This is a genomic window from Frankia sp. CcWB3, from assembly GCF_977927595.1.
This window is the reverse complement of record NZ_CDWRCK010000002.1, coordinates 1-4,372: the sequence shown is the minus strand read 5'-3', so window position 1 is coordinate 4,372 and position 4,372 is coordinate 1. Positions and strand designations below refer to the sequence as shown.

5 protein-coding genes are annotated in these 4,372 nt (G+C 71.0%); 4 read left to right on the top strand and 1 reads right to left on the bottom strand.

From position 1 onward, the window contains the following. On the bottom strand, positions 1 to 912 hold a 912-nt coding region (locus ACY5KJ_RS00445), incomplete at its 3' end, for a protein kinase (protein ID WP_462202469.1). Between the two features lie 210 nt (positions 913 to 1,122). Between ACY5KJ_RS00445 and ACY5KJ_RS00440 the strand changes: the two genes are divergently transcribed. From ACY5KJ_RS00440 to ACY5KJ_RS00425, 4 genes are all read left to right on the top strand, one after another. After that, entirely contained in the window at positions 1,123 to 1,857 is a 735-nt protein-coding gene (locus ACY5KJ_RS00440; protein ID WP_462186335.1) for a Type 1 glutamine amidotransferase-like domain-containing protein, read from the top strand. 159 nt (positions 1,858 to 2,016) lie between these two features. Next, a complete protein-coding gene (lipA, locus tag ACY5KJ_RS00435; RefSeq protein ID WP_462186329.1) occupies positions 2,017 to 3,018 on the top strand; it encodes a lipoyl synthase in 1,002 nt (333 codons plus the stop codon). A gap of 117 nt (positions 3,019 to 3,135) precedes the next feature. After that, positions 3,136 to 3,393 (top strand): hypothetical protein, encoded by a 258-nt coding sequence (locus tag ACY5KJ_RS00430; RefSeq protein ID WP_462202451.1) that lies wholly within the window; start codon positions 3,136 to 3,138, stop codon positions 3,391 to 3,393. A 106-nt stretch (positions 3,394 to 3,499) separates the two neighbouring features. Then, on the top strand, positions 3,500 to 4,366 hold the full coding sequence (locus ACY5KJ_RS00425) for a DUF4191 domain-containing protein (protein WP_462186336.1): 867 nt from the start codon (positions 3,500 to 3,502) through the stop codon (positions 4,364 to 4,366). Positions 4,367 to 4,372 lie beyond the last annotated feature (6 nt).

The following is a 4,372-nucleotide window of genomic DNA, read 5'->3' as shown; positions in this document are numbered from 1 at the left end:
CCCGTTGCCCCCGGCACCCCGGCCGCCACCGCGGGCGGCCTTCCGAGGGTTGGTCGTCGCACGGGTCGACCGTCGGGGCGGTGGCGGCAATGAGTCGAGCAGTTCCGCGGCGTCGACGGCCGTCGCTCCGGTGATGGTTCGGTCGGGCGGGGCCGGATCGCCGGGCGGGTCTACCCGGGGGATCACCGGCAGGGTTTCGGTCGGCGAGGGGCCGCGCCGCGCCGCGCCACCCGGCTCGCCGCCGCCCGCCAAGCGGACCGGGAGCGGAGTCGCACTGCGGGCCAGCGACGCGGCGAGTTCCAGGGCACTCGGTCGTCGGCGCGGGTCGTCGATCATGGCGGTCGCCACCGCCACCGCCACCGCGGCTGCGTCCGGCCCGGTGGCCTCACGCATCGCCCCGAGCAGCAGAGTGGCCAGATCATGGACATCCGCAGACGCGGCCTCGGGTGGAATCGGATCCGGTCTGGCGGCGTCGGCCAGCGCCGCGGCCCCGAGCCCGATCAGAACCGGACGCCCGTTCGGCTCCAACAGGATGTCCTCACGCCCGAGCCGGCCATGCACGACGCCGACGGCGTGCGCGGCGGCCAGGGCCTGCGCGATCGGCAGACCGATCGTGACGACCTCACCGGGGTCCAGGTCCCCGCGGGCGGCGAGCAGCCGCGCGAGGCTGACACCGCCGACGACCGGCTCGGTGATCAACGCCAGGCCCTCCGCGGTCGGCAACACCGCCACGACCGGCACCAGATGGGGATGCTCCAGGTCCACGAGGGCCCGGGCCGCGATAACCGCCGCGGAACGCAGCACTGGGTCCGGCGCCAGCCGCACCCGCCGCACCACGCACTCGATCCCGGACTGGTCGAACTGACCCGACCAGAGCTCTCCAGAGCCGGCGTCCCGCAGGCGGGAACGCATGCTCACCCCCGGGACCTCGGGTACGCGGCCGACGCGCCGGGCCGGTCTGTCCGCGGAATCGTCGGTGAAGGTCACAAGAAGCGACGCTAGGCTCAAACTCGTCCGGTCTGCATACCTCTTCGTCCGGTTGTGGATAACTTTTTACGATCCGCCGCGGGGCATGCGATCGATGACCGTCACGTGCGACAGCCTTCAGAGAGCGACGAACCTGTGCAGATCCTCGCCACCAGCGGTGGCTTCCTTCCGGACGGCCGCTACGGAGCCAAGGTCGGTCCCATCCTCCATCACGCCATCGGTCTGTCCGCAACGGGCGCACGGCCCCGGGTCTGCCTGCTGCAGACCGCCCTGGGCGACGACCAGGCCGCCTACGCCCGCGGGTACGCGGCGTTCAACCGCGACCGACCCGACGTGCTGGTCTCCCACCTCACGCTGTTCCCGATGCCGAACATCGCCGACATCCGCGCCCATCTGCTGGCGCAGGACGTCGTCTGGGTCGGCGGGGGCAGCGTCGCCAATCTGCTCGCGGTCTGGGCCGTGCACGGGCTCGGTGAGATCTTCCGCGAGGCGTGGGAGGCGGGGGTCGTGCTCGGCGGAGTCTCCGCCGGTTCACTGTGCTGGCATATGGGCGGCACCACCGACTCCTTCGGCCCGGATCTCCGCCCGGTGGCGAACGGCCTCGGCCTGCTGCCCTTCAGCAACACCCCGCATTACGACTCGGAGGCCGGCCGGCGGCCGCTGTTCCAGCGGCTGGTCGCCGAGGGCACGCTGCCGGCCGGATGGGCGACCGACGACGGAGTGGGTCTGCACTTCCACGGCACCGATCTCGTCGAGGCGGTGGCCGACCGGCCCGGGGTGCACGCCTGGCGGGTCGAACGCGGTCCGGACGGCACCGCCGTGGAGACCGCGGTGGTGCCCCGTCTGCTACCCGCGGTGCCCCGCGACTGAGCCGGCAGGCTTATGATTGTGGATGTTCTCAGGCTTTCCGCGGTCCCCTACCGCGAAGCATGGGACATACAGCGATTCCTCGCCGAAATTCGCTTGGCCGCGGAGCGGCCCCTTCTTCGCACCGGTCGCTGAGCAAGCTGAGCAGATGGAGCTGGTGGTATGACCGCCGTCGCCCCCGAGGGTCGTCCGCTGCTGCGCATCGAGGCCCGTAATGCGCAGACGCCGATCGAACGCAAGCCATCGTGGATCAGGACTCGGCTGCGCACCGGCCCGCAGTACCAGGACGTCAAGGGGCTGGTCCAATCGGCCGGGCTGCACACGGTGTGCGAGGAAGCCGGCTGTCCCAATATCTACGAATGCTGGGAGGACCGCGAGGCGACCTTCCTGATCGGCGGGGAGGTCTGCACCCGCCGCTGCGACTTCTGCCAGATCGACTCCGGGCGGCCCGCACCGCTCGACCATGACGAGCCGCACCGGGTGGCGGAGTCCGTCGCCACCATGGGCCTGCGGTACGCGACGGTCACCGGAGTCGCTCGGGACGACCTCGCGGACGGCGGCTCGCGGCTGTACGCGGAGACGGTCCGCCAGATCCACGCTCGCTCGGCCGGTACCGGCGTGGAGGTCCTGATCCCGGACTTCGGCGGCCGGCCCGACCAGTTGGGCGAGGTGTTCGGCGCGGCGCCCGAGGTACTCGCCCACAACCTCGAAACCGTACCCCGGATCTTCAGGCGGATCCGGCCGGCGTTCCGGTACGAACGCTCACTCGACGTGCTGCGCCAGGCCCGCCAGTCCGGGCTGGTCACGAAGTCGAACCTCATCCTGGGTCTAGGTGAGACGGCGGAGGAGATCCACACGGCCCTGCGGGATCTGCGGTCGGCGGGGTGTGAGCTACTCACCGTGACCCAGTACCTGCGCCCGACGCCGCGGCACCATCCGGTCGAGCGGTGGGTGCGGCCGGAGGAGTTCCTCGACTGGGAACGTGTCGGCGCGGAGCTCGGCTTCTCCGGGGTGATGTCCGGTCCGCTCGTCCGGTCTTCCTACCGGGCCGGCCGTCTCTACCAGCAAGCGATGACGGCACGTGACCAGGGTCGCAGCGAAATGTCCGTTCCCCCGGAAAGTGGGTCGGAGAACTCTCACGGGCAACGGCCGAGTCCGTGGTGACCATTCCTCGAAGCAGCTAGAATTAGCTTAGCGTTACCCCCTTGTTACGTGGGGGTCATCCTCTTCGCCCATCATCGAGGTGTGTGCCCACGACCGTGCCGGGAGGTCGTTCCCATCGTGCTCCGTTCACTGCTCAGCGTTCTCGAAGAAGTGACCCTGCTGCTGCTGCCGCACGGAGGTCAGAAGACCGCGCGTCGTAACGCGTGGCGGGCGGCCACCGATCTGCACGTGACGACCGGCTATCGATGGATGGACACCACCGTGCCGCTGTCGGTCACGTCGGTCACGCCCGCGCCGCCCCGAGTCACCACCCCGGGCCGCCGCCCCGCGTCCGCTCGCGGTCGCCACCCAGCACTGATCCGCGTCACGCCCTGATCACGCCCGGCAGTCAGATCCGCCGGACTTCCCGCCGGCCAATGGCGATCGGCGGGCGCGGGACGAGCATGCCTACCGCCAGCCAGGAGGCCGTAGGCTCGCGGTCATGGCACTGAAGAAGAAGCCGACGGACGCCCCGGGGTCGGCGACCCCGGGAGCGGCGGGGAAGGACCAGTCGACGGGCGCAGCCGACAAGAACGGCGCGGCTGGCAGGCGCGGCACCAATCCTGGCGCCGCGGGGAAGATCCCCGGCACGGCCGGCAAGGGTGGCGCGGCCGGTCGGAACGGCCGCAGCGGCGAGGCGGGACCGGGAAAGGGATTCACCACCCGGGTCACCCAACTCCGGATGATCTACAAGGTCACCCGGCAACGCGATCCGCAGGCGCTCTGGATCACCCTGGCAGGCTTCCTCGCTCCGGTCGCCGTCGGCATCGTGCTCGCAATCTTCGTCGGTCCGCTGTACCTGTGGATTCCGATCGCCCTCCTGCTCGGGGTGGTCGTCGCCCTGAACCTGTTCAGCCGACGGGTGCAGCGGACCGCCTACGCCGAGATGGAAGGCAAACCGGGCGCCGCCGCCGGGGTGATCGAACGGATGCGGGGCGACTGGCGCCTCACCCCCGCCGTCGGCGTCAACCGGCATCAGGATGTGGTGCACCGTGTCGTCTGCCGCGCCGGGGTCGTGATCATCGCGGAGGGTCGCGGGCGTGGCCCGCGGGAACTGCTCGCCGCCGAGAAGCGCCGGATCCGCAAGGCCGTCGGCGACACGCCGGTGACCGACATCATCGTCGGCACCAGTGAGGGGGAGACTCCCCTGCCCAAGCTGCAGAGCACCCTGATGCGACTGCGGCGCACCCTGCGCCGCGGCGAGGTCGATGCCCTTGACCGTCGCCTGCGGGCGATGGGCGGCGCAGCGCTGCCGATCCCGAAGGGACCGATCCCCCGCAACATCCCGCGCGGCGGCCGCATCCGTTAGGGCCTG

What these genes read in the sequence shown, in the direction of transcription:
- lipA (WP_462186329.1), top strand. Translation starts at nt 2,017, where the DNA reads ATGACCGCCGTCGCCCCCGAGGGTCGTCCGCTGCTGCGCATCGAGGCC.
- ACY5KJ_RS00425 (WP_462186336.1), top strand. Translation starts at nt 3,500, where the DNA reads ATGGCACTGAAGAAGAAGCCGACGGACGCCCCGGGGTCGGCGACCCCG.